Source organism: Staphylococcus sp. 231237_7MaSpsaltlick (assembly GCF_043107035.1).
Map to the genome: position 1 here is coordinate 1 of NZ_JBICNX010000448.1, position 389 is coordinate 389.

Sequence of the window (389 nt, forward strand, 5' to 3'; positions counted from 1 at the left end):
GATTATAATTTTTTCTTTGAAAACCTATAATAATAGAAACAATGATTAATGATAAACTTGCTAAAATCAATGTAATATCCAAGCTTGAATAAATATTTTTATTTTCAACATATATTCCGAAGTAAGGCCATATAATAACAAGTGGATACAACCAGTCTTTAAAGAAAATAGAAATAAAAACACCTATTAATGTAGCAATAATTAATATTATTATTGTCCAAGTCAGTTCATTCAAGCCTAATATTGTCTCAATATTATTATTTAAAACTAAAGTGAAAATATTAACTATAGTAGCAACAGTAACCCAACCAAAATAAATTGAAAAAGGCAAGCGATTATAGCCTTTATATTTATTTAGTGTAGTATAAATTTTTGAAATCGTGTATAGC

At 23.9% G+C, this 389-nt stretch carries 1 pseudogene; it reads right to left on the reverse strand.

The window, feature by feature from the left end:
• Window positions 1-331 (reverse strand): annotated as a pseudogene (locus tag ACF91D_RS32285) (tryptophan-rich sensory protein); the annotation flags it as partial.
• Between the last annotated feature and the right edge of the window lie 58 nt (window positions 332-389).